Here is a 22,068-nt window from a genome sequence, read left to right as displayed (position 1 = left end):
TCCGGCGCGCGCCGGACGACCCCGTCAGGATTTTTTGGCGGCGCAAACCCCGAGGGGTTTGCTCAGGGCGCCTGGTCCGGCAGCGGCATCAGCGAGACATGCGCCGCGACCACGCGCCAGCCCTCGGGGAAGCGGACCCAGGTCTGGCTCTGCCGGCCGCGCCGCCCGCCGCGGAGGAACTCGGTATTGGCCGTGGCGAAGTGCCGGCCATAGGTGGTGATCACCGTGTTCGCCAGCGTCCGCTCCAGCCCGACCGCCGGGCGGGCGGCGCGGAAGGCGGCGATCTGCTCCCAGCCATAGAGGTTCTCGGCCGGGCCGTAGCGCAGGGTGCGGGGGTCCTTGCGGAAGAGGTCCTGCAGCACCGCGACGTCGTTGGTGACCAGCGCGCGCTCGTACTCGGCGAAGGCGGCCTTGACCTCGGCCAGCACCTCCGGGATGTCCACCTGCATCAGCCCTGCTCCTTCGCCTTCAGATGCGCGCGCCAGCCGCCCGTCGCCGAGATGTCGGGGGCGCCGGCGACGCCCGCTGCCTCCGCGAGGAAGCCGAGCGGCGTCGCGCCGTCTTCCAGCGTCACCCGCCCGAAGCCGAGCGGCGGCGGGATCTCCGCGAGGAAGGGGCCGATCCCGGCGGCGGGCAGGGCCCAGACCTCGCTCGCGACGGCGACGCCGCCCTCCGCCACCCGCAGCAGGCCGGGGCGGTTGCCGAGGTCGTAGAGCCGGTAGAGCGGCGCCGTGCGCGCGGCATGCAGGAAGCGCCCGCCATGGCGGCGAAGCTGCGGGTTCAGCGGCAGCCCGGCCATATGCGCGCCGATGGCCAGCAGCGGCACCTCGTCGGCCGCGAGGGTCGGCGGAGCGGGCGGCGGCGGCACCGGCGCCCCGGTCGCGCCCAGCGTCACGCCGGCCGCCGCATGCAGCGCGGCGCCGAGGCCGGCCAGCCGCGCCTCGGCGAAGGCGGGGCCGACCAGCGTCACGCCCGCGGGCCGGCCATCGGCGCGGAAGCCCGCGGGCACCGCGAGGGCCGAGAGGTCGCAGATATTGACGAAGTTGGTGTAGGTGCCGAGGCGGCTGTTGGCCGCGACCGGCGCGGCCGCGAGGTCCGCCAAGGTCGGCGTGCCCGGCGCGGTCGGCAGCAGCAGCAGGTCCTGCGCGGCGAAGAGCGCGCGCGCCAGGCGCCGCGCCTCGGCCGCCTCGTGGAAGTCGTCCCAGGCCTCGACGGTGCGCTTGTCGAGCCCGGCGGCGAGGATGCCGCGCGTCACCGGATGCAGGCTGTCGGGCCGGCCCTCGACCATCTCGCGCAGCGCGGCGGTGCGCTCGGCGACCCAGGCGCCGTCATAGAGGCGCCGGGCGATCGAGAGGAAGGGCGCGATGTCGACGCGCGTGACCGTGCCGCCCAGCGCCTCGGCGCGGGCCAGCGCCGCATCGTAGAGCGCCGCGTCCTCCGGCGTGTCGAAGACGAGCTGGTCGGGGTGCGGCGCGGCGAGGCGCCAGTGCGGCTGCGGCGCGGGCGCGGCGCGCCAGCCCGCCGGTGCCGGGCGGGCATAGCGGTCGGCCGGCGCGACGCCGGCGATCGCCTCGAGCACCGCGCAGGCATCCTCGACGGTCAGCGCGAAGACCGAGACGCAGTCGAGCGAGCGGCAGGCCGGCACCACGCCCTGGGTCGGCACCAGGCCGAGGCTCGGCTTCAGGCCGACGATGCCATTGACCATCGCCGGCACGCGGCCGGAGCCCGCCGTATCCGTGCCGAGCGAGAAGCCGGCGATCCCGGCGGCGACGGCGGTGGCCGAGCCGGAGGAGGAGCCGCCGGGGATGCAGTCCGGCACCAGCGGGTTGCGCGGCGTGCCATAGGGGCTGCGCGTGCCGTTCAGCCCCGTCGCGAACTGGTCGAGGTTGACCTTGCCCAGCAGGATGGCGCCGGCGGCGAGCAGCCGCGCGACGGCGGGCGCATCCTCGGTGGGCGCATAGGCATAGTCCGGGCAGGCCGCCGTGGTCGGCAGCCCGGCCGCGTCGATATTGTCCTTGACCACGAAGGGCACGCCGTAGAGCGGGCGGCCCCGCGGTCCCTCCGCGGCGAGCGTCGCGGCGCGGGCGCGCACGGCATTGGGCGGCACGCGGGCGAGGAAGAGCGCGGGATCGTCCCAGGCGGCGATGCGCGCCAGCGCGGCATCGGCGACCGCGACGGGGCTGCCGCCCGCGGCATGGAAGGCGGCGAGCGCGGGCAGGGTGAAGACCTCGGGCGCGGTCATGCGGCGTGCCTCAGCAGGTCCTCGGCGGCGCGCAGCAACTCGCCGTCCCTGGCGCGCAGCGCCTCGAGGATGCGGAAATGGTCGGCACCGGCCACGGGGATGAGCGGGCCAGGGATATGCGCCTCCGCCCGCGCGCCGTGGAAGTGGCGGGACTGGCGGCGAAGCTCGGGCAGTTCCGCGCTGCCATAGGCAACGGCCATGGGCTTCCTCACCATCGGCCGGCGGAGCGGCGAGAGCGCCTCGATCTCCGCTTCGGTCAGCCGCAGCTTGTCGTTGAGGTAAGTGTCGCGGATCGGCGCCAGTTCGAAGATGCCGGAGATGGCGAGGCCGGCCGCGACCGCGGGATGGCCGACGCAGGCGCCGACGAGATGGCCGCCGGCCGACCAGCCGGAGAGGACGATCCTGCCGGCGATGCCATGCGCCGGGCCCTTCGCCTGCAGCCAGTCCAGCGCGGCGTGGATCTCGGCGACGATGCGGGTCAGCGAGGCCTCGGGCGCGAGGGGATAGCCGGGCATGGCGACGGACCAGCCCCGCGCCATCGCGCCTTCGGCCAGAATGGAAAAGTCCTCGCGCCGGTTGCGCTGCCAGTAGCCGCCATGGACGAAGACCAGGCAGGGCGCGCCGGGCTCGGCGGCGGGGAAGAGGTCCCAGCGCGTGCGCTCCGCCTCGCCATAGGCCAGGTCGAGATGCCCGGCATGCGCGGCGCGGAAGGCCGCCGAGGCCGCGTTGCGCGCGGCGATCAGGGCGGCGCTGTCGGCGACGGCCCGGGTATTGTCATAGGCCGCGTCGCGCTCGTCCTGCGTCGCGCCGGCCCAGAAGGGCGGGAGGGGGGTCATGCGGTCTCCGTCAGGTCGCGGCGCATCAGGATGACCTCCTGGTTCCGCTTCATCTCGATCTCGCGGCCGGCCTCCTGCCAGCCGAGCCTGGCGTAGAGGCCGGCCGCGCTCCAGGTATAGAGCCAGAGCCTGCCGATCCCCGCGGCGCGGGCGAAGCCCTCGACCTGGCGGACCAGGGCGGCGGCATGGCCGCGGCCGCGAAAGGGCGGCTGGACCACGACGCCGGCGAGCCAGGGCGTCAGGTCGCGGCGGCTGTCGAGGTCCTGATGCGCCAGGCTGGCCGTGCCGACGGGGATGTCGTCCTCGAAGGCGACGAATGTTTCCTCCGGCCCGATCGGCGGCGCAAGGATGAGGTCGGTCAGTTGCTTCGCCGTGCGCCCGTCCGGATGGCCGAAGGCGGCGTGCAGCCAGCCCGCGACCAACGGCGCGAGGTCCGGCTGCTGCGAGACGGCGGTGATCCTGCGCTGCATCGACCTGACCTCCGCGAAGGATGCGGAGGCTAGCACCCGATGTCGCCGGGCCGGGAGGGGGCGTCGCGGCCGGCCCGCCACCGCCGGCGTTGCATCAGTGATGCCCGCCAAGCAGCGCCGAGAGGTGCCGGCGCAGCGCGTTGAACTCGGGCGAGGTCGGGTCGCGTGGCCGCGGCAGGTCGATCCGCTCGTCGGCCACGATCCGCCCGGGGCCGGGCGACATCACCACCACGCGGTCGGCGAGGATGATCGCCTCCTCGATCGCATGGGTGACGAAGAGGACTGTCAGCTTGGTGCGGGCCCAGATCTCCAGCAATTCCTCCTGCAGCCGCTCGCGCGTGAAGGCGTCGAGGGCGCCGAAGGGCTCGTCCATCAGCACCACCTCGGCATCGTTCGCCAGCACGCGGGCGATGGCGACGCGCTGCTTCATCCCGCCGGAGAGCTGGTGCGGGAAGGCATCGGCGAAGCGGGTCAGGCCGACCATGTCGACGAAGCGCTTCGCGGTCGCCGCGACCTCCGCCTTCGGCCGGCCGCGCGCGGCGGGGCCGAAGCCGACATTCTGGGTGACGGTCAGCCAGGGGAAGAGGCCGTAATCCTGGAAGACCATGCCGCGGTCGGGGCCCGGCGCGGCGACATGCTTGCCCCACATCAGCAGCGTGCCCTCGGACGGCGTCTCGAAGCCGCCGACCATGCGGAGCAGGGTGGACTTGCCGCAGCCCGAGGGGCCGATGAGGCAGAGGAACTCGCCCTTCTCGATGCGGAGATTGGCATCCGACAGCGCCATGATCGTCTCCGCCCCGAAGGCGAAGCGCTTGGTCACGTGCTGGATGTCGAGGATCGGGAGCGCCGGCTTCGCTTCCGCGGCCGGCGCCGGCATCACGCTATCCATGTTGCGGGCTCCAGCGCAGCAGGCGGCGGCCGAGCGCCTGCACGACCTGGTCGGAGAGGAAGCCGAGCACGCCGATGGTGACCATGCCGCTGATCACGATCTCAGTGCGGGAGAGCTGCCGCGCCTCCATGATGATGGCGCCGAGCCCGGTCTGCACGCCGGTCATCTCGCCGACCACGATCACCACCCAGGCGAAGCCGAGGCCGAGGCGCAGCCCGGTGAAGATGGAGGGCAGCGAGGCCGGCAGCACCACCTTCCAGAAGATCGCCTGCCGCGAGACGCCGAGCATCGCCGCCGCCTCGAACAGCCGCCCCTCCACGCTGCGCACGCCGAAGATGGTGTTCAGCAGGATCGGGTAGAAGGCGCCGAGGAAGACCAGGAAGAAGGCGCTGCGCGGCCCGATGCCGAAGACGATCATGGCGAGCGGCAGCCAGGCGGTGACCGGGATCGGCCGCAGGATCTGCAGCGTCGGGTCGAGCAGGTCGCGGATGACGGCGACGCGGCCGATCAGCATGCCGAGCGGCAGCGCCACGACGGCCGCCAGCGCGAAGCCGCCATAGACACGGCTCAGGCTCGCCAGGGTATGGGACAGCAGCGTCTCGGAATAGAGGTCGTCCCAGATCCCGCCGAAGGCGAGGTCCCACCACTGCGTCGCCACCTCGAGCGGCGGCGGGATCAGGCTGAAGGCACGGCCGCTGGTCGCGAGGTGCCAGGCGAGGATGCCCAGCACCGGCGCCGCGACGGCGAGGCCGACCTGGCGCGCCGAGGCGGCGGTCATGCCGCCGCCTTGGCCAGCTCGTCGGAGAATTTCGTGTCGAAGAAGGTCGAGAAGTCGGGCAGGGCGCGGATCTGCTTCAGGCTCAGCATGTGCTCGGCATAGGTCTTGGAGCGCTGCACCATCTCCGGCGTCATCTGCCAGTTCAGCTCGACATTCGGGATGCTGACCTCCAGCGCCTCCCGCTTCATGCCGAGCCTGGCCACGGCGGTCTCGATGGTCACGTCGCGGTTGGCCATGCCGAACTCGCTGGCCTGGCGATGGACCTTCAGCATCTGCCGCACCAGGTCGGGCCGCTGCGCCGCGATCTCCGCATGGGTGGCGAAGACCATGTTCAGCGAGCCCATCGGCGTGGAATAAGGATACTCCACGATCTTCCCGATGCCGGCGGAGACGGAGATGCCCGGGCCCGGCTCGGCGCCGACATAGGCCTCGATGTCGCCGCGGGCGAGGGCGATCGGCATCTCCGAGAAGGAGACGCGGACCGATTGCAGGTCGCGGACGGTCATCCCTTCCATCCGCAGCCGCTCGAGGATGAAGACCTCCTGCGTCGAGCCGGGCCAGATGCCGACCTTCCGGCCCTTGAGGTCCTTCAGCGTCTCGATGCCGGCATCCTTCTTGGCCACGACAGCCATGCCGCGGTCGCAGCAGGAGCCGACCACCACCACCGGCTCGCGCGCCGCGGCGCCGAGGATGCCGGCGGCGACGCCGAAGGCGCCGAACTCGACCGACTTGGTCACGACAGCGTTCTTGCACTCGGTCGGGCTCTCGAAGACCACCACCTCGATCTTCATGCCCGCGGGCTGGAAGCGTTCGTACATATAGGGCGCGATGGAGTGGATGAGGCGCAGCGCGCCCATCTTCACCGTCACGCCCTGGGCGCGGAGGGCGGGCGCAGCGAGGGTCGCCGCGCCGGCGGCGAGAAGGGTGCGACGGTGCAGGACCATGGGGCTGGACTCTCTCGGGCGGATCTTCTGGATCGCACTCGGGATGCAACGGCCATGCCGCCGGCCCCGGCGCCGCCGGGGCGGTGACTGCCTAACCCGCGCGCAATTCCCGGACGGGCCTGCCCGCCAGATAGCCCTCGATCGCCTCAACCGCGCCGGCAAAATAGGCGCGGTAATTCTCCTCCGTGACATAGCCGAGATGCGGCGTCAGCACGGTGTTCGGCGCGGCGAGCAGCGGGTGGTCGGGCGGCAGCGGCTCCTGGTCGTAGACATCGAGGCCGGCGCCGGCGATCCGCCGCTCCTGCAGCGCCGCGACCAGCGCCGCCTGGTCGATCAGCGGCCCGCGGCTGGTATTGACGATGACGGCGCCGGGCTTCATGCGCGCGAGGTCGCCGGCACCGATGATGCCGCGGGAGCGGTCCGACAGGATGAGGTGCAGCGTCACCACATCGGCCTCGGCCAGCAATTGCTCCTTCGGCACGGCGGTCGCGCCGGCCTCGGCGGCCTTCTCCGGCGTCAGGTTCTGGCTCCAGGCGATGACCTTCATGCCGAAGGCGGCCCCCACCTTCGCCACCCGGCTACCGAGATTGCCGAGTCCGACGCAGCCCAGCACCTTGCCCTCCAGCCCCTGGCCGAGCGCGACCTGCCAGCGGCCCTCCCGCAGCGCCGCCTGCTGCTCCGGGATGCGGCGCATTAGGGAGAGGATGAGGCCCCAGGTCAGGTCCACCGTCGGATGCCCGACGGAGGGCGTGCCGCAGACCGTGATGCCGCGCTCGGCGCAGGCGGCGAGGTCGATGGCGCGGTTGCGCGCGCCGGTGGTGACGAGGAGCCGGAGGTTCGGCAATTGCTCGATGAGCGCGCGCGGGAAGGGCGTGCGTTCCCGCATCGCCAGGATCGCGTCGCAGGGCCGGAGGCGCTCGAGCAGGGCGGGGCCGGTCACGGTGTCGCGGTACTGCTCGATCTGCAGGCCGGCGGGCAGGCGGTCCCAGGGGCCGAGGCGCAGGGTGGCGCCCTGGTAGTCGTCGAGGATGGCGAGGCGCTTGAGTTCGGGCATGGCGGTTCCTCCGGTCTCCCTCCCGTCATGGCCGCGCCGGGCGCCGCCAGCAAGCCGGGGAAAGGCCCGCCCGGGCTATCCGCGCAGCGCCCGCAGCGCGTTCAGGATCACCGCGACGTCGATCGCCTCCTGCAGCACCGCGCCCTGCACCGGCGTCAGGTGGCCGGCCGCCGCCGCCAGCATGCCGAGCACCGACAGCCCGATCCCGGCCGCGACGCTCTGCAGCGCGATGCCTCGCGCGCGGCGGGCGATGCGCATCGCCTCGGCCAGCCGGTCGATGCGGTCCACCAGCACCACCGCATCCGCCGCCTCGGCGCTCGCCGCCGCGCCACGGGCGCCCATGGCGACGCCGATATCCGCCGCCGCCAGCGCCGGCGCGTCGTTCACCCCGTCGCCCAGCATCAGCACCGGCCCCGCCGGCTTCTCCCGCAGCACCGCCGCCACCTTCTCGGCGGGGCTGCGCTCCGCCAGCACGGTGTCGATGCCGAGCGCGCTGCCGACCGCCTCCGCCACCGGCGCCCGGTCGCCCGAGAGCAGCACGATGCGCCTTATGCCGGCCGCGCGCGCCGTCGCCAGCATGGCCTCGGCATCGCCGCGCAGCGGATCGGCCAGCACCAGCAGCCCGGCCGGCGCGCCGTCCACCACCACGCAGACCCGGAGCGAGCCGGGCGGATGCCCGTCCGCGCCCGCCGCCTCCGTCCAGCCATGCGCGGCGACGAAGCCGGGGCCCCCCAGCGCCACCGCCCGGCCCTCGACGCGGCCGGCGATGCCGGCGCCCGCCTCCTCCTGCACCGCCTCCGGCAGGGAGAGCGGGAGGCCGCGGGCGCGTGCCGCCTCCACCAGCCCCTGCGCCACCGGATGGCCGCTCGCCTGGTCGAGCGAGGCGGCGAGGCGGAGCAATTCCTCGGGCGGCGTCGCCGCGGCGGGCCGCGTCTCCAGCAGCCGCACGCGCCCCTCGGTCAGCGTCCCGGTCTTGTCCAGCAGCAGCACGCGCACCCGCGCCAGGGTCTCGAGCGCCGCGCCGCTCTTCACCAGCACGCCGGCGCGCGCGGCGCGCGAGAGGCCGGCGATGAGCGCGACCGGCACGGCGAGGATCAGCGGGCAGGGCGTCGCCACCACCAGCACCGCCAGCGCCCGGCGCGGGTCCTCCGCCTCCAGCCAGGCGAGGCCCGCGAGCAGCAGCGTGACGGCGAGGAAGCCGAGCGCCCAGCGATCCGCCAGCCGCGCCATGGGCGGGCGGCTGGCCTGGGCCTGCTCGACCAGGCGGATGATGCCGGCCAGCGTGCTCTCGGCGGCCTCGCGCTCGGCCTCCAGCGTGAAGGCCTCGCCGGCATTGGTCGCGCCGGACAGCACCGGGTCGCCGGCCGCAAGGGTGATCGGGATCGGCTCGCCGGTCAGCGCCGCGGTGTCGAGCACGGCGGGGCCGAGGGCGCGGCCATCCACCGGCACCACCTCGCCCTGGCGGACCAGCACGCGGTCGCCGGGCCGCAGCGCCGCGACCGGCACCTCCTCGATCCCCTCTGGGCCGTGGCGGGCGGCATGCCGGGGCTGGCGGGCCAGCAGCGCGGTCATCTCCCGCCGCGCCCGCTCCCGCGCATGGTCCTCGAGGAAGCGGCCGCCGGCGAACATCAGCGCGACCACGGCACCGGCGAGCTCCTCGCCCATCGCCAGCGCGCCGGCCATGGACAGCGCCGCCAGGAGGTCGAGCCCGGCATTGCCGCGCAGCAGGCCCTGCGCGATGTCGCGCAGCAGGACCAGCAGCACGGGCAGCGTCGCCAGGGCGAGGACGACCGGCGCGGCCTCCGGCGCCAGCCAGGACAGCAGGAGGCCGATCACGAGCCCCGCCGCCGGCCAGGCCAGGAGCAGCAGGCGCAGCCGGTGCGCGTCGAGCCGCATCAGGGCGGCGGCAGCAGCAGCCGCGTCGCGGCCTCCCGCAGCCGCGCCGGGAGCGGCACGGTGCGCGTCTGCTCGTCGCGGGCGACATAGACATGGATGAAATGCCCCTCGGCGCTCGCCCGCTCCTCCGTATTGCGGAAGATGCCGAGTTCGTAGCGGATGGAGGAGGTGCCGAGCCGGCCGCAGCGCACGCCGAGGGTGACGATGTCGGGGAAGGCGATGGGCGCGAAGTAGCGGCACTGCGTCTCGACCACCAGCCCGACCTCGGTGCTGCTGCCGAGGTCGAGGACCTCGTTGGCGATCAGGAACTGCGCCACCGCGGTGTCGATCCAGGAATAGTAGGTGACGTTGTTGACGTGGCCATAGACGTCGTTGTCCATCCAGCGCGTCGGGATCTCGGTGAACCAGCGATAGTCGGCGCGGGTGCCGATGGGTGCCTTGCCGCTCATGCGATCGCGTCCTGCACGATGGTGTTGTCCACGCAGTCCTCGAAGGGCGGGACATGCGGGATGACGCCGCTGGCCAGCATCGCGGCGCCGAGGCGGTCGAAGGCCTCCTGCGGGAAGGCCGGCCCGGCATCCCAGAGGCCGAGCGCCTGGTAGCGCGCGATGGCGCGCACGCGGTGGGAGGAGGGAACGTCCGGGAAGCGCGGCGCGATGCGCTCGGCGACCTCGCCGGCCGGCGCGGTGCGGATGACGTCCAGCGCCTCGGCCATGGCGCGGATCATGGCCATGAGCGGCGCGCGCTTGGCGGCGATGCCGGCCTCGGTGGCGTAGAAGGCGGTATAGGCGGTGTGGCCGCGGCTGGCCTGAGCGTGCCAGACGGCGCCGCCGGCATCCTCGACGCGGCAGGCGAAGGGCTCGAAGACCTGGGCGAGGTCGAGTGCGCCCTCGGCGACGCGCTCGGCATTCTCGGCCATGCTGCCATCGGTTGCCGTCGTCAGCGCCGACCAGTCCATGCCGCGCGCGGCGAGGTCGCCGCGCAGGCACCAGACCGGCGTCGGCACCTCCGAGACCAGGCCGAGGCGGAGGCCGGGCAGGTCCTCCAGCCGGAAGCCCGGCCGCGGCGCGCCGCCCATCAGCAGGAAGGGGTCGCGCATGACCACCGCGCAGAAGCTCTTCAGAGTGCAGTCCGGCGTCGTCGCGCGCAGCAGCAGCGGCCGCATCGGCCCGCTCCAGGCGAGGTCGGCCTCGCCCGCCAGCAGCTTCGCGCAGGCGGCATCCGTGGTGCCCGCCGTCTCCAGCCGCACCGCGACGCCCTGGCGGGCGAAGGCGCCGAGCGACTCGGCGAGGTAGAAGGGGGCGTAGAACAGGGCCCGGAAGGGCTCCAGCAGCGTCATCTGGTGCAAGGCGGGCTTCCTCTCTCGCACGGCATTATCCCCGGACGCCGTCATTCCGCGAGTCCCCCGGCCGCGACTCGGGAACGGTATGCATTCCGGGCTTCGCCGGTCGCGGCGCCGCTGCTATGCACCGGGATCAGGCCGCGCCCCCGCGCGGCGCCGCACAGCGATGGCCGAGCAGAGACCGTTTTGAGCAGCCAGACCCTCCCGGAAACCTTCAGGCTCCGCGCCGGCAACTTCAACCTGCTGGTGCTGCGGCTGCTCGATCCACGGCCGGAGGTGGTGCTGCCCGTCCTCGGCGACCAGTTCCGCCGAGCCCCCGGCTTCCTCCGCTTCGCGCCGATCGTCATCGGTCTCGGTGACCTGATGGCGGCGCCGGAGGAGGTGGATTTCCGCGGCCTGATCGAGGGGCTGCGCGCGCTGGAGATCGTGCCGGTCGGCACCACCGGCGGCAGCCCGCCGATGCGCCAGGCCGCGACGGCGGCCGGCCTGCCGCCGCTGCGCGCGGCCGGCGGGCGGGAGGCGGAGCAGGACGTGCCGCTGGCCGCACCGTCGCCGGCCGCCTCCGCGGCGCCCGAGCCCCCGGTGCCGGCGCCGCCCGCCGCAGCCCCGGCCGCCGTGACGGGTGGGCGGAGCGCGCTGGTCGTGACGGAGCCCGTGCGGGCCGGCCAGCGGATCTATGCCGAGGGCGCCGACATCATCGTGACCGCGACGGTCAACCCGGGGGGCGAGGTGATCGCCGACGGGCATGTGCATGTCTATGGCGCGCTGCGGGGCCGGGCGATCGCCGGGGCTCGCAACGATGCCGAGGCGCGGATCTTCGCGCTGAATTTCGACCCCGAGCTGATCGCAATCGCCGGCTACTACGCCGTGCGCGAGGGGCTGGGGGAGGCGCCGATCGGCCGGCCCGTGCAGGTCCGGCTGGAGGGCGAGGAGATGCGGTTCGGCCCGCTCGGCTAGCCGGATGGGCCGGCAACGGGGTGCAGCAGGGGGAATGCGTCAATGGCGCAGGTGATCGTCGTGACCTCTGGCAAGGGCGGCGTGGGCAAGACCACAACGAGTGCCGCCTTCGCCACCGGCCTGGCCCTGGCCGGCAAGCGGACGGTGGTGATCGATTTCGATGTCGGGCTCCGCAACCTCGACCTCATCATGGGGGTCGAGCGGCGGGTCGTCTTCGACATCGTCAACGTCATCCAGGGCGAGGCGCGGCTGAACCAGGCCCTGATCCGCGACAAGCGGGTGGAGAATCTCTCGATCCTCCCGGCCTCCCAGACCCGCGACAAGGACGCGCTGACGCGGGAGGGCGTGGGCGAGATCATTGAGGAACTCTCGAAGGATTGCGACTACATCCTCTGCGACAGCCCGGCCGGCATCGAGAAGGGCGCGCTGCTCGCGCTCTACTTCGCCGACGAGGCCGTGGTCGTGACCAACCCGGAGGTCTCCTCGGTCCGCGACTCCGACCGGATCCTCGGCGTGCTGCAGTCGCGCTCCCGCCGGGCGGAGGAGAAGCGGGGCAAGGTGAAGGAGCATCTCCTCGTCACCCGCTACGACCCGAACCGGGTCGAGCGGGGGGAGATGCTCAAGCTCGAGGACATCCGGGAGATCCTGGCGATCCCGCTGCTCGGCGTGATCCCGGAGAACGAAAGCGTGCTCCGTGCGTCCAATACCGGTATGCCGGTGATCCTGGATGGCGAGAGCATCGCGGGCCAGGCCTACAAGGATGCGGTCAACCGCTTCCTTGGCCAGGAACTGCCGCACCGCTTCCTGGAGCCGGAGCGCAAGCCCGGCCTGCTGCGTCGCCTGTTCGGAGGGAGGGCTGCCTGAGATGAGCTGGCTCGACTTCTTCCGCGCCAACCGTGCCCCCGAGCCGGACAGCGCCACCACGGCGAAGGAACGGCTGCAGATCGTGCTGGCGCATGAGCGGATCGGCCGGACGCGGGAGGATTTCCTCCCGCGGCTGCAGCAGGATCTCGTCGCGGTGGTGGCGCGCTACGTGGCCATCGATCCGGCCAAGGTGAATGTCGCGCTGGAGCGGGGCGGCGACATCTCCACCCTGGCGATCGAGGTGGAATTGCCAGGCGCGATCCAGCAGACGGCCGTCAGGGCCTAAGCAAATCCCTCGGGGTTTGCGCTGCAACGAAAGCCTGCCTGGAGTCGCGCTGCGAAGGGTTTCGGAGCGGTCCGGCCCGCCGATGCGACCTGCATCGGCGGTGCGGCCGGCCTGCGGCGTCACGGGGCCAATGCAACCCTGCCGGGAATGACAGCTCCGCCGCCTGACTTCCGCCGCGGCCTTCGCAGGTTGGGCTCAGCCCGCGCGGTCGCGCGCCAGCCAGAGCGTCGTGGTCCCGCCGGCGAGCAGCTCGGCCGGCGCGCAGTCGCGCGGCCGCCCCTCCGGATCCAGGCGACGCAGCGGGAAGCGGGCGGCGACGCGGTCGAGGAAGGCGGCGGGCTGCGCCACCCGTGCCGGATCGAAGACCACCAGCAGCCGCATCGCCGGCCGCTCCTCGAGCAGGCGCTGCATGCCGTCCCAGGCCGCTTCCAGCGCCTCCCCGACATCGAGCCGCACCAGGTCGGGCTGCAGGCCGGGCAGCTCATCGAGCGTGCGGCCGCGCACCAGCAGCGTCGCCCTCCCGTCCAGGGGCCGCGGGCCGGCGCCGGGCGCCAAGTCCTGCTTCAGGAGCTGCGCGTCCATCGGGCTGTTCGGCGGCACCACCAGCCGGAGCAGCCGCCCGCCGGAGGGCGCCAGCGCTGCCTCCTCGACCGTCACCCGGTCGGCGAAGCCGTTCAGCGCGACGTTCCGCCGCAGCAGCGCGGCGCTCTGCGGGTTCGGCTCCAGCGCCAGCACCCGCCCGGCTGGCCCGACCAGTTCGGCCGCGAGCAGGGTGAAATAACCGGTGCAGGCGCCGGCATCGACCACGCTCTCGCCGGGCCGCAGGGTGCGGGCGAGGAAGCTGGTCGTCCACCATTCCCAGAAGCCGTCGAGCGCGAGGTGCGGCGCGAGGGTGAGGTCGCCGGCCTCGGCCAGCATCTTGTACCGCCCAAGCACCCGGCAGAGCAGCAGGTTGCCGGCCACCGGCGTCGCGCCGGCCATGGCGCGGATCGCCGCCTCGGTCGGCACGCGCGCTCCGGTGGCGAGGCGCGCGACGGGCAGCAGGCGGAGGCCCGGCGGCCGCGGGCGCGTCAGCGCCGCAAGACGCGCGCGGAGGCCGGTGCGGGATCGCGGCGCTGAGGTGCTGCTGCCCTGCGGCATGGGATGAAATCGCTCCGGCTGGAATCACGGCCCCGTAATGGGGTGGGGGCCTTCTAGGACAGATCGCGCGGGGGTGGAATGTCCCCCGGCGGGCCTCTCGCGATCCAGGCCGGGACCGGTTAGGCTGCCGCCATGTCAGCCCATCTCCCGCTCCCGCCGCATCCGGCGCCGCTGCCTGCCGCCCCACCCGAGGCGCTGGGCCTCGACCCCGCCGCGCTCTCCGCCGCGGTGGATTTCGCGCTGGGCCACGAATCGCCCTGGCCGCGCGACATCCGCGCGCATCTGGAGGCCGGCTTCTTCGAGGGGCCGCCGGACAATGCCATCCTCGGGCCGGTGCGGCCGCGCGGCGGGCCGAACGGGCTGGTGCTGCGGCATGGCCGCCTGGCCGCGCGCTGGGGCGACACGCGGCAGGTGGACATGACCTTCAGCGTGGCGAAGTCCTACCTGGCGATCCTGGCCGGCATCGCGGTGGGGGACGGGCTCATCCCGGACCTCGACGCGCCGGTGCGCGACCTGGTGCAGGATGGCGGCTTCGAGGGGCCGCAGAACGCCACGGTGACCTGGCGGCAATTGCTGCAGAACACCTCGGAATGGGAGGGGACGCTCTTCGGCAAGAGCGATCTCATCGACCGCGGCCGCAACCTGCAGGTGGAAGGTCAGGGGCGGAAGGGACTGCCGCGGCCGCTGCACCCGCCGGGGCGGTACTGGGAATACAACGACGTGCGGGTGAACCGCCTCTCGCTCGCCCTGCTGCGGCGCTTCGGCCGGCCGCTGCCGGAGGTCTTCGCCGAGCGGATCATGGGCCCGATCGGCGCCTCCGCCGAGTGGGAGTGGCATGGCTACGAGACGAGCTGGGTGGAGGTCGGCGGCCGGCACCTGCAGAGCGTCTCGGGCGGCGGCCACTGGGGCGGCGGCGTCTTCATCCATGCGGAGGACCAGGCCCGCATCGGACAGCTCGTCCTGCAGGACGGCGTCTGGGCGGGACGGCGGCTGCTGCCGGAGGGATGGGTGGCGCAGTGCCGCACGGCCTCGGCCCTCAACCCGCATTACGGGCTGCTCTGGTGGCTGAACACGGGGCGGAGCCGGTGGCCCTCCGCCAGCGCGGAGAGCTTCTGCTTCTCCGGCGCCGGCGGGAACGTCACCTGGGTGGACCCGGCGGCGGGGCTCGTCGCCGTGCTGCGCTGGGTGGATGCGACGCGGCTCGACGGCGTCATGGCGCGGGTCGACGCGGCGATCCGCTAGAGCGGATCGCCGCATCTGCTCTTCAGATCAGAAGCTTGGGCCATTCCCACGCTGCACGGTCAGCCTGGGAATGCCCTGGCGCCGCGCCGGGCGGCGGTCAGCCCCGGCGGTCCGCCGCATAGCGGCCCGGCCCGGTCAGGCCGAGCACGAGGAAGCCGCCGGCGATGCCGAGGTTCTTCAGGAACTGCGTGAGCTGGGCACTGGCCTGCTGCGCCTGCGTCGCCGCGTCGAAGGTCCAGAACTTGTGCCCGGTGAGCGCCGTGACGAGGGTGAAGACGCAGAGCGCGAAGGCGACCCAGCGGGCGCGGATGCCGATGAGCAGCAGGATGGGCAGCACGAGCTCGGCGGCGATGGCCACCCAGACCATGACGCCCGGCATCGGCAGGCCGAGGCTGCCGAAATAGCCGGCGGTGCGGTCGGGCGCCGAGAATTTCGCCCAGCCGGAATAGAGGAACAGGGCGCTGAGCATGACGCGGGCGACGAGCAGGCCGAGATCCTGGCTCGCCGGCGCGGCGGCCGGACGGGCGGCGATGTCGGATGGCATGGCGGTCTCCGTTGCAGGGATGGCGGCAGCCTAGACGGCAGCCGCCCGGCCCGGCAACGGAGCCTGCCTCAGCGCGGCGGGCTGACCGCGTGCTCTCGCAGGCTGGCGCCGCTCACCGGATCGACCTCGCGCAGCAGCACGTCATAGGACCAGAGGCTGGCGAGGTGCCGCAGCACCTGCCGCGCCTCCTGCTCCTCCAGCAGGCGGCCGGAGGCGACGCGGTGCTCGAGGATCAGCTTGCGGTCGCCGGCGAGGTCCACGTCCACCACCTGGATGTCCGGGTCCGACCAGGCCGGGTCGTACTGCTTCGCTAGCGCCCGGCGCAGGCGGCGGTAGCCGCGCTCGTCATGCATCGAATCGACGCGCAGCACCGGCTGGGCGCTGTCGTCCACGATGTGGAAGAGCTTCAGCTTGCGCATCAGGTGCGGGCTGAGGAATTGCAGGATGAAGCTCTCGTCACGGAATTCCGACCAGCCATAGCGCAGGACCGGCATCGGGTCGCCGCAGCCGGCGAAGTCGGGGAACCATTCGCGGTCCTCCTCCGTCGGCTCGCGGCAGATGCGCTCGATATCCTCCATCATGGCGAAGCCCAGCGCATAGGGGTTCATCCCCGAATAGCGCTGGTCGTCGAAATCCGGCTGCATGACGACGGAGGAGTGGCTGTGCAGCCATTCCAGCATGGCGCCGTCGCTGATCCGGCCCTGTTCGTGCAGGCGGTTCAGGATGCGGTGGTGGGTGTAGGTGGCGCAGCCCTCGTTCATCATCTTGGTCTGGCGCTGCGGGTAGAAATACTGCGCCACGTTGCGGACGATGCGGAGGATCTCGCGCTGCCAGGGGGCCAGGCGCGGCGCCGACTTCTCGAGGAAGTAGAGGACGTTCTCCTGCGGCAATTGCAGCAGGGCGCGGCGCCGCTCCTCGTCGCCGCGGGCGGCGGGCTGCGCCGCCTTCTCCGGCAGGGTGGACCAAAGGACGTTGAACATCCGCTCGTCATGCTCGCGCCGCTCGCGCTCGCGCTTCTGCTCGGAGAGCAGGTCGGGGGCGCGGCGGCGGTGGCGGTGCACGCCGTAGTTCATCAGGGCATGCGCGGAATCGAGCACCCGCTCGACCGCCATCTCGCCGTGCTGCTCCTCGCACGACTGGACGTAGCCCTTGGCGAATTCGAGGTAGTCGAGGATGCCCTTGGCATCCGTCCACTGCTTGAAGAGCTCGTTGTTCTTGAAGAAGTGGTTGTGGCCGAAGGCGGCGTGGGCGATGACCAGCGCCTGCATCGTCGCCGTGTTCTCCTCCATGACGTAGGAGACGCAGGGGTCCGAGTTGATGACGATCTCATAGGCCAGGCCGCGCAGGCCCTTGCGGTACAGCGCCTCGTGCTGCGCGAAATGCTTGCCGAAGGACCAGTGCCGGTAGAAGAGCGGCAGGCCGGTGCTGGCATAGGCGTCGAGCATCTGCTCGGCGCTGATGACCTCGATGCGGTTGGGATACCAGTCGAGGCCCATCTCCCCGCCGGCGATCTCGGCGCAGGCGTCGTGGACCCGCATCAGCGTGTCGAAATCCCAGTCGGCGCCGTCGTAGAGCAGCCGGTCCTTGGGGGGGAGGATGACGTTCATGCCTGGCTCCCGCGGGCGGCGCGCTCCCCCGCGAGGCGGGGGAGGGCCGGAATGGGGGTGCTGTGGGACGGCGCCGCGGCGCCTGTGGTGCGGGACCTCACGCCTGGGCGCCCTCGGTGACGCCGCGCTTGGCGAAGAGTTCGCGGAAGACCGGGAAGATCTCCCGCCGGTGGCGCACCTTCTTCATGGCGAGCGGCGCGCCGGCATTGACCAGCGCCTCGTAGGTCCGCCAGAGGTCGGTCGGCCCGCGCGGGAAGCCGGGGATGCCGTGCTCGCCCTCCCGGCCCACCTCGATATAGGCGTAGTACTGGCAGGCCGGCAGGATGGTGTCGACCAGCAGCCGCGCCGTCTTCTGGCTGTCGCCCGCCGCGTTGTCGCCGTCCGAGGCCTGGGCGGCGTAGATGTTCCATTCGGAGGGTGGGTAGCGGTCGGCGACGACCTTGCGCATTTCCTCGAGCGCCGTCGAGACCAGCGTGCCGCCGGTCTCCCGGCTGTGGAAGAAGGTCTCCTCGTCCACCTCGGACGCCTCGTGCGTGTGGCGGATGAAGACGATCTCCACATGCTTGTAGCGGCGCTGCAGGAATATGTAGAGCAGCGTGTAGAAGCGCTTGGCCAGGTCCTTCATGTCCTCGGTCATGGATCCCGAGACGTCCATGAGGCAGAACATGACGGCCTGGGCGACGGGCTTCGGCACCGGCTCGAAGCGCCGGTAGCGGACGTCGATCGGGTCGATATAGGGGATGCGGCGGGTGCGGAGCAGCTGCCGCTCCAGCTCCGCCCGCAGCTCGAGCACGCGCTCGGCATGCTCGGGCTTGCCCTCGAGCAGGGCGATCTCCTCCTCGAGCGCCTGCACCTCCTCCGGCTTCGGCCGCCGGAGGGCGATCCGCCGCGAGAGGCTGTTCCGCATGGTGCGGGGCAGCGAGAGGTTGGCCGGCGAGCCGGAGACGGAGTAGCCCGCCCGGTTCCAGGCCGGGTCGGCGCCATCGACCAGCCGGCGCTTGGCCATATCAGGCAGTTCGAGGTCGTCGAGGAAGAGGGAGAGGAATTCCTCCCGCGTCAGGACGAAGCGGAAGGCGTCCTCGCCCCCGCCATCCGGCGAGCCTTCCGAGCCGCCGCCGCCCCCGCCGCCGCCGGGCGGGCGGGGGATCTCGTCCCCCTCCCGGTATTCCTTGTTGCCCGGCAGGACATGGTCGCGGATGCCGCCGGAGCCGAGATGGAAGCTCGGCTCCTTGATGCCGTGCAGGGGGATCGAGACCTCGCCCCCCTCATCGGCGGAACGGATGTCGCGCTTGGCGGAGGCGTCCCGCACCGCCTCCTGCACCAGGGCTTTCGCCCGGCGCAGGAAGCGCTGCCGGTTGGGAAGGCTTCTGCCGCTGGGATTGAGGCGGCGATCCAGGATCTGCATGCAGCGGCGTGCCTTCAGGTTCTGTGGCTAGCCGGCCTGCTTGACGCGCATGTACCATTCGACGAGCCGGCGCACTTGGCGTTCAGTATAGCCCCGCGCGGTCATGCGGGCCACGAATTCACCGTGCTTCTTCTCGGTATCGCTGTCCTTCTTCGAGCCGAAGCTGATGACCGGCAGCAGATCCTCTACCTGGCTGAACATGCGCCGCTCGATCACCTCCCGGATCTTCTCGTAGGAGGTCCAGGAGGGGTTCTTGCCGCCCCGGTTGGCCCGGGCCCGCAGCGCGAACTTCACGACCTCGTTGCGGAAGTCCTTCGGGTTGGCGATGCCGGCCGGCTTCTCGATCTTGGTGAGCTCCTGGTTCAGCAGCTCCCGGTTCATCATCTGGCCGGTGTCGGGGTCCTTGAAGTCCATGTCCTCGACCCAGGCATCGGCATAGGCGACGTAACGGTCGAAGAGGTTCTGGCCGTAGTCGTTGTAGCTCTCCAGATAGGCCTTCTGGATCTCGTTGCCGATGAACTCGGCATAGCGTGGGGCCAGCTCGCCCTTGATGAACTCGAGGTAGCGCTTCTCGGTCTCGTCGGGGAGCTGTTCCCGCCGGATCGACTGCTCCAGGACATACATCAGGTGGACCGGGTCGGCGGCGATCTCGGTCGTGTCGTAGTTGAAGGTCGCCGCCAGGATCTTGAAGGCGAAGCGGGTGGAGGCGCCGTCCATGCCCTCGTCCGGGCCGGCGGCGTCGCGGTACTCCTGCATGTTCTTCGCCCGCGGGTCGGTCTCCTTCAGGCTCTCGCCGTCATAGACCCGCATCTTGGCGTAGATGTTGGAGTTCTCGTGCTTGCGCAGGCGGCTGAGCACGCTGAAGCGGGCCAGCATCTCGAGCGTCGCCGGGGCGCAGGGGGAAGCAGCGAGCTCCGAGCTGCGGACCAGCTTCTCGTAGATCTTCTGCTCCTCGGTCACCCGGAGGCAGTAGGGGACCTTGATGACGTAGATGCGGTCGATGAAGGCTTCGTTGTTCTTGTTGTTCTTGAAGCTCTGCCATTCCGCCTCGTTGCTGTGCGCCATGATGATCCCCTGGAAAGGGATGGCGCCGATATTCTCCGTGCCGATGTAGTTGCCCTCCTGCGTCGCGGTCAGCAGGGGGTGCAGCATCTTGATCGGCGCCTTGAACATCTCGACGAATTCGAGGATGCCCTGGTTGGCGCGGTTGAGGCCGCCGGAGAAGCTGTAGGCGTCCGGATCGTTCTGGCCGTACATCTCGAGCTTGCGGATGTCGACCTTGCCGACCAGCGAGGAGATGTCCTGGTTGTTCTCGTCGCCCGGCTCGGTCTTGGCGACCGCGATCTGCCTGAGGCGGGAGGGACGGACCTTCACCACCCGGAACTTGGTGATGTCGCCGCCAAACTCGTCGAGCCGCTTGAGCGCCCAGGGGCTCATCAGCCCGCTCAGGCGCCGGCGCGGGATGCCGTAGCGGTCCTCCAGCATCGGCCCCATGCGCTCGGGATCGAAGAGGCCGAGCGGGCTCTCGAAGACCGGGCTCATCTGGTCGCCGGCCTTCAGCACATAGACCGGCTCCTGCTCCATCAACGCCTTCAGCCGCTCGGCGAGCGAGGACTTGCCGCCGCCGACGGGGCCGAGGAGGTAGAGGATCTGCTTGCGTTCCTCGAGCCCCTGGGCGGCATGGCGGAAGAAGCCCACGATCCGCTCGATCGTGTCCTCCATGCCGAAGAACTCGGAGAAGGCGGGGTAGATTCGGATCGTCCGGTTCAGGAAGATCCTTCCAAGGCGCGCGTCCTTCGCGGTGTCCACCACCTCCGGCTCGCCGATCGCTTTCAGGATGCGTTCGGGGGCGGAGGCATAGCAGCCCGGGTCGGATTTGCAGGCCTCGAGGAATTCGGAAATCGACATGTCCGATTCCCGCCGGGCCTCATAGGCCCGGGCGTAATCGGCGAAGATGTCCTGCATGGTGTCCATCGGCGGCCCCTGCTAGCGCTGCCACGAATGCGCAACGCCGCTAGCATGGGCTTTGCCATGGCCGATTGCGGTAAACTTTTATTGCTGTGACCCAATTCGGGCCTGTAGAATGCAAATCACGCCAGGGGGAGGCGGCCCGCGCGACCGCGCAGGGCCGCCCCTTCCGCCATGCTTGCCAAATCATGACCAATGGTGTTGGGGCATGCTGCCAGTACGCCCCCGTGATCGGTTACCAATTGCTTCATCGGGACGTGAGAACTTGACTTGTCCATGTTTCGGGCAAGGCCTGCCTGTCTCTGCGGCGTCTGGTGAGCCTGTTACAAGACACGGCCGTGGCGCAGTCCGGGCAACGGAGGCGAGAGGTGCGCTGGCGCGCGACTCGCGCTATTGGGCGGAATTCCGTGCCGAATGCAGCGCATCACCGGCCGGCGATGCAGCAGGACCGGGCACCACGGCGACCCAGCGGCAGGGCGAGGGCCGGGTCCTGCTGCGGTCCGGTGGCATCCATCCCGAGGCGGTGCGTCTTCATGCACAGGAAATAGGCAGATATCGCGGCCTGCAAAGGGGGCGGCCCGCCGCACGCCCCCGGGATGCCGGCCGGCCGCGCCCTGCCGGGGCGCGGGCCCGGCCCGCTGCCTTTCCGGGCCGCACCGCGAAAGCCTGGCCGGGTCTCGCCAGGCTCTCGCGGCTTGGGCCGCAACTCGTGCGGCCCAAGCCTCCGAGATGAAGGCCTGCTCGGGATGTTGTTGCGGCGCAGGCCCCGAGGGGCTTGCCTAGTCCTCGGCCTGCGGCGGGCTGCCGGCCAGCACGCCGCCATCGATGACGATGCTCTGCCCGGTCATGAAGCTGCCGGCCGGGCTTGCCAGGAAGACGGCGGCCCCGGCGATCTCGTCCGGCTCGCCGATCCGCTTCAGCGGCGTGTCGCGCGTCCGCTTCTTGTAGTTCACCGGGTCCTCCCAGAGGGCGCGGGCGAAGTCGGTGCGGATCAGGCCCGGGGCGATGCAGTTCACCCGGATGTTCTTCGGCCCCCATTCGCAGGCGAGGTTGCGGGCAAGCTGCAGGTCGGCCGCCTTGGTGATGGCATAGGCGCCGAGATTGGTGCTGCCGCGATAGCCGCCGATCGAGGACACGATCACGATCGCGCCGCCGCCGCGCGCCTCCATGGAGGGAATGCACATGTGGCTCAGCCACATGTTCGACTTCACGTTGGTCGCCATCATCTTGTCGAAGACCTCGTCTGGGATGCCGATCGCCGGCCCGAAATGCGGGTTGATGGCGGCATTGCAGACCAGGATGTCGACCCCGCCCCAGCGCGCGACGGCCGCATCGGCCAGCGCCTGCAGTTCCGGCTTGCGGCCGATGTTGCAGGCGAAGGCGAAGGCCTCGCCGCCCTTCGCCGCGATGCCGTCCACCACCGCCTGGCAGGCATCGAGCTTGCGGGAGGAGACAACGACCTTCGCGCCGTGCTCCGCCATGCGCTCGGCGATGGCGCGGCCGATGCCGCGGCTGCCACCGGTGACGATGGCGACCTTGCCGGAGAGGTCGAACAGGGATGAGCCCGTCATGGCCCGCTTCCTCCTTGGTTGTGTCGGGGGGAG

Annotated in this window: 21 protein-coding genes; 4 read left to right on the top strand and 17 right to left on the bottom strand. The window is 71.6% G+C overall.

Annotated elements, in window-relative coordinates; genetic code table 11:
- Positions 1-62: 62 nt before the first annotated feature.
- From hpxZ to Q7A36_RS27185, 11 genes are all read right to left on the bottom strand, one after another.
- Complete coding sequence (hpxZ, locus tag Q7A36_RS27235; RefSeq protein WP_305106924.1) at positions 63-449, bottom strand: oxalurate catabolism protein HpxZ; 387 nt, start codon at positions 447-449, stop codon at positions 63-65.
- Positions 449-2,242, bottom strand: a complete 1,794-nt coding sequence (gene atzF, locus Q7A36_RS27230) for an allophanate hydrolase (protein WP_305106923.1) — start codon at positions 2,240-2,242, stop codon at positions 449-451. The genes hpxZ and atzF overlap by 1 nt, the downstream gene beginning before the upstream one ends.
- On the bottom strand, positions 2,239-3,078 hold the full coding sequence (locus Q7A36_RS27225) for an alpha/beta hydrolase (RefSeq protein WP_305106922.1): 840 nt from the start codon (positions 3,076-3,078) through the stop codon (positions 2,239-2,241). Before Q7A36_RS27225 ends, atzF begins: the two co-directional genes overlap by 4 nt.
- The gene (locus Q7A36_RS27220) at positions 3,075-3,548 is read right to left on the bottom strand and encodes a GNAT family N-acetyltransferase (protein ID WP_305106921.1); all 474 of its coding nucleotides are present in this window, start codon (positions 3,546-3,548) and stop codon (positions 3,075-3,077) included. Before Q7A36_RS27220 ends, Q7A36_RS27225 begins: the two co-directional genes overlap by 4 nt.
- Positions 3,549-3,642: 94 nt before the next feature.
- Complete coding sequence (locus Q7A36_RS27215) at positions 3,643-4,437, bottom strand: ABC transporter ATP-binding protein (protein ID WP_305106920.1); 795 nt, start codon at positions 4,435-4,437, stop codon at positions 3,643-3,645.
- The gene (locus Q7A36_RS27210) at positions 4,430-5,215 is read right to left on the bottom strand and encodes an ABC transporter permease (protein WP_305106919.1); all 786 of its coding nucleotides are present in this window, start codon (positions 5,213-5,215) and stop codon (positions 4,430-4,432) included. Before Q7A36_RS27210 ends, Q7A36_RS27215 begins: the two co-directional genes overlap by 8 nt.
- Complete coding sequence (locus tag Q7A36_RS27205) at positions 5,212-6,159, bottom strand: ABC transporter substrate-binding protein (protein WP_305106918.1); 948 nt, start codon at positions 6,157-6,159, stop codon at positions 5,212-5,214. Before Q7A36_RS27205 ends, Q7A36_RS27210 begins: the two co-directional genes overlap by 4 nt.
- A 91-nt stretch (positions 6,160-6,250) precedes the next feature.
- On the bottom strand, positions 6,251-7,213 hold the full coding sequence (locus Q7A36_RS27200; protein ID WP_305106917.1) for a D-2-hydroxyacid dehydrogenase family protein: 963 nt from the start codon (positions 7,211-7,213) through the stop codon (positions 6,251-6,253).
- Between the two features lie 75 nt (positions 7,214-7,288).
- A complete protein-coding gene (locus tag Q7A36_RS27195) occupies positions 7,289-9,109 on the bottom strand; it encodes a heavy metal translocating P-type ATPase (protein WP_305106915.1) in 1,821 nt (606 codons plus the stop codon).
- Complete coding sequence (locus Q7A36_RS27190; RefSeq protein WP_305106914.1) at positions 9,109-9,558, bottom strand: acyl-CoA thioesterase; 450 nt, start codon at positions 9,556-9,558, stop codon at positions 9,109-9,111. Before Q7A36_RS27190 ends, Q7A36_RS27195 begins: the two co-directional genes overlap by 1 nt.
- Positions 9,555-10,478, bottom strand: coding sequence for an ABC transporter substrate-binding protein (locus Q7A36_RS27185; protein WP_305106913.1), 924 nt, complete (start codon positions 10,476-10,478; stop codon positions 9,555-9,557). The genes Q7A36_RS27190 and Q7A36_RS27185 overlap by 4 nt, the downstream gene beginning before the upstream one ends.
- Positions 10,479-10,637: 159 nt before the next feature.
- On the opposite strand from Q7A36_RS27185, the gene minC reads away from it, so the two are divergent.
- Genes minC through minE form a run of 3 tightly spaced genes read left to right on the top strand, consistent with a single transcriptional unit; the run spans position 10,638 to position 12,558 of the window.
- On the top strand, positions 10,638-11,408 hold the full coding sequence (gene minC / locus Q7A36_RS27180; RefSeq protein ID WP_305106912.1) for a septum site-determining protein MinC: 771 nt from the start codon (positions 10,638-10,640) through the stop codon (positions 11,406-11,408).
- Between the two features lie 42 nt (positions 11,409-11,450).
- The gene (gene minD, locus Q7A36_RS27175; protein ID WP_305106911.1) at positions 11,451-12,272 is read left to right on the top strand and encodes a septum site-determining protein MinD; all 822 of its coding nucleotides are present in this window, start codon (positions 11,451-11,453) and stop codon (positions 12,270-12,272) included.
- A 1-nt stretch (position 12,273) separates the two neighbouring features.
- Complete coding sequence (gene minE / locus Q7A36_RS27170; RefSeq protein ID WP_305106910.1) at positions 12,274-12,558, top strand: cell division topological specificity factor MinE; 285 nt, start codon at positions 12,274-12,276, stop codon at positions 12,556-12,558.
- Between the two features lie 195 nt (positions 12,559-12,753).
- Here minE and Q7A36_RS27165 read toward each other — a convergent pair whose 3' ends face one another.
- Positions 12,754-13,698, bottom strand: a complete 945-nt coding sequence (locus Q7A36_RS27165; RefSeq protein ID WP_305106909.1) for an FkbM family methyltransferase — start codon at positions 13,696-13,698, stop codon at positions 12,754-12,756.
- Between the two features lie 132 nt (positions 13,699-13,830).
- On the opposite strand from Q7A36_RS27165, the gene Q7A36_RS27160 reads away from it, so the two are divergent.
- Positions 13,831-14,940 carry a serine hydrolase domain-containing protein gene (locus tag Q7A36_RS27160; protein WP_305106908.1) on the top strand — a complete coding sequence of 370 codons (1,110 nt, stop codon included), beginning with the start codon at positions 13,831-13,833 and terminating at the stop codon, positions 14,938-14,940.
- A gap of 97 nt (positions 14,941-15,037) precedes the next feature.
- Here Q7A36_RS27160 and Q7A36_RS27155 read toward each other — a convergent pair whose 3' ends face one another.
- From Q7A36_RS27155 to Q7A36_RS27135, 5 genes are all read right to left on the bottom strand, one after another.
- Positions 15,038-15,484: a DoxX family protein gene (locus Q7A36_RS27155; protein WP_305106907.1), complete on the bottom strand. Its 447-nt coding sequence runs from the start codon at positions 15,482-15,484 to the stop codon at positions 15,038-15,040.
- A gap of 68 nt (positions 15,485-15,552) precedes the next feature.
- Positions 15,553-17,091: a SpoVR family protein gene (locus Q7A36_RS27150; protein WP_305106906.1), complete on the bottom strand. Its 1,539-nt coding sequence runs from the start codon at positions 17,089-17,091 to the stop codon at positions 15,553-15,555.
- Positions 17,092-17,188: 97 nt separating this feature from the next.
- Positions 17,189-18,496 (bottom strand): YeaH/YhbH family protein, encoded by a 1,308-nt coding sequence (locus Q7A36_RS27145; protein ID WP_305106905.1) that lies wholly within the window; start codon positions 18,494-18,496, stop codon positions 17,189-17,191.
- Positions 18,497-18,523: 27 nt separating this feature from the next.
- Positions 18,524-20,470, bottom strand: a complete 1,947-nt coding sequence (locus tag Q7A36_RS27140) for a PrkA family serine protein kinase (RefSeq protein ID WP_305106904.1) — start codon at positions 20,468-20,470, stop codon at positions 18,524-18,526.
- 773 nt (positions 20,471-21,243) lie between these two features.
- A complete protein-coding gene (locus Q7A36_RS27135; protein ID WP_305106903.1) occupies positions 21,244-22,035 on the bottom strand; it encodes an SDR family NAD(P)-dependent oxidoreductase in 792 nt (263 codons plus the stop codon).
- Positions 22,036-22,068: the final 33 nt, after the last annotated feature.

It is taken from the genome of Paracraurococcus lichenis, assembly GCF_030657435.1.
Lineage (GTDB): Bacteria > Pseudomonadota > Alphaproteobacteria > Acetobacterales > Acetobacteraceae > Paracraurococcus > Paracraurococcus lichenis.
Note: the sequence above shows the minus strand (reverse complement) of the source record. Positions and strands in the feature narration are given on the sequence as shown.

Excerpts from the sequence above, each read along its gene's own strand:
- hpxZ (WP_305106924.1), bottom strand. The coding sequence starts at position 449 with ATGCAGGTGGACATCCCGGAGGTGCTGGCCGAGGTCAAGGCCGCCTTC.
- atzF (WP_305106923.1), bottom strand. The coding sequence starts at position 2,242 with ATGACCGCGCCCGAGGTCTTCACCCTGCCCGCGCTCGCCGCCTTCCAT.
- Q7A36_RS27225 (WP_305106922.1), bottom strand. The coding sequence starts at position 3,078 with ATGACCCCCCTCCCGCCCTTCTGGGCCGGCGCGACGCAGGACGAGCGC.
- Q7A36_RS27220 (WP_305106921.1), bottom strand. The coding sequence starts at position 3,548 with ATGCAGCGCAGGATCACCGCCGTCTCGCAGCAGCCGGACCTCGCGCCG.
- Q7A36_RS27215 (WP_305106920.1), bottom strand. The coding sequence starts at position 4,437 with ATGGATAGCGTGATGCCGGCGCCGGCCGCGGAAGCGAAGCCGGCGCTC.
- Q7A36_RS27210 (WP_305106919.1), bottom strand. The coding sequence starts at position 5,215 with ATGACCGCCGCCTCGGCGCGCCAGGTCGGCCTCGCCGTCGCGGCGCCG.
- Q7A36_RS27205 (WP_305106918.1), bottom strand. The coding sequence starts at position 6,159 with ATGGTCCTGCACCGTCGCACCCTTCTCGCCGCCGGCGCGGCGACCCTC.
- Q7A36_RS27200 (WP_305106917.1), bottom strand. The coding sequence starts at position 7,213 with ATGCCCGAACTCAAGCGCCTCGCCATCCTCGACGACTACCAGGGCGCC.
- Q7A36_RS27195 (WP_305106915.1), bottom strand. The coding sequence starts at position 9,109 with ATGCGGCTCGACGCGCACCGGCTGCGCCTGCTGCTCCTGGCCTGGCCG.
- Q7A36_RS27190 (WP_305106914.1), bottom strand. The coding sequence starts at position 9,558 with ATGAGCGGCAAGGCACCCATCGGCACCCGCGCCGACTATCGCTGGTTC.
- minD (WP_305106911.1), top strand. The coding sequence starts at position 11,451 with ATGGCGCAGGTGATCGTCGTGACCTCTGGCAAGGGCGGCGTGGGCAAG.
- minE (WP_305106910.1), top strand. The coding sequence starts at position 12,274 with ATGAGCTGGCTCGACTTCTTCCGCGCCAACCGTGCCCCCGAGCCGGAC.
- Q7A36_RS27165 (WP_305106909.1), bottom strand. The coding sequence starts at position 13,698 with ATGCCGCAGGGCAGCAGCACCTCAGCGCCGCGATCCCGCACCGGCCTC.
- Q7A36_RS27160 (WP_305106908.1), top strand. The coding sequence starts at position 13,831 with ATGTCAGCCCATCTCCCGCTCCCGCCGCATCCGGCGCCGCTGCCTGCC.
- Q7A36_RS27155 (WP_305106907.1), bottom strand. The coding sequence starts at position 15,484 with ATGCCATCCGACATCGCCGCCCGTCCGGCCGCCGCGCCGGCGAGCCAG.
- Q7A36_RS27150 (WP_305106906.1), bottom strand. The coding sequence starts at position 17,091 with ATGAACGTCATCCTCCCCCCCAAGGACCGGCTGCTCTACGACGGCGCC.
- Q7A36_RS27145 (WP_305106905.1), bottom strand. The coding sequence starts at position 18,496 with ATGCAGATCCTGGATCGCCGCCTCAATCCCAGCGGCAGAAGCCTTCCC.
- Q7A36_RS27140 (WP_305106904.1), bottom strand. The coding sequence starts at position 20,470 with ATGGACACCATGCAGGACATCTTCGCCGATTACGCCCGGGCCTATGAG.
- Q7A36_RS27135 (WP_305106903.1), bottom strand. The coding sequence starts at position 22,035 with ATGACGGGCTCATCCCTGTTCGACCTCTCCGGCAAGGTCGCCATCGTC.